The organism is Streptomyces sp. DH12 (assembly GCF_020873895.1).
GTDB lineage: Bacteria > Actinomycetota > Actinomycetes > Streptomycetales > Streptomycetaceae > Streptomyces.
Genome location: NZ_JAHWGT010001129.1, coordinates 1 through 446 on the forward strand (window position 1 = coordinate 1; position 446 = coordinate 446).

1 protein-coding gene is annotated in these 446 nt (G+C 74.9%); it reads right to left on the reverse strand.

Annotated elements, in window-relative coordinates; translation table 11 throughout:
* A partial coding sequence (locus LPA54_RS38870; protein WP_228985109.1) for a LysR family transcriptional regulator substrate-binding protein occupies window positions 1-446 on the reverse strand: 446 nt, incomplete at both ends.

The window sequence follows — 446 nt, forward strand, 5'->3', positions numbered from 1 at the left end:
GGCCAGACCCACGCTCGAGGCGGGCGCGTCCTCCAGGGGGCGGTGGGTGAGGTCCTTGCGGTGGTGCAGCCGGGCCAGCGACAGGGGCGCCACGAGCACGCCGATCCCGGCGGCGACCAGCTCGATCGCGTCGGCGGTGGTGGCCGGGCGTTCCAGGGCGGGGCGGCCGGGCAGGGTCTCCCAGGCGAGCACGTCGTCGAGGGGGTGCAGCACGATGTCGTCCGCGAGGTCCTCGACGGTGACCGAGTCGGCGGCGGTGACCAGATGGTCCTTGGGAACCACGACGACGGTCTGCTCGGTGTAGAGGGGGATGGCGCTGAGCACCGTCCGGTCGACGGGGAGCCGGACGAGACCGGCGTCGGCCTCGCCGTCCAGCAGCATCCCGTGCGCCGGCACCGGGGGCGCCTGGGTGAGGGTCAGCGGGACGTCGGGCTGCCGCTCGTTCC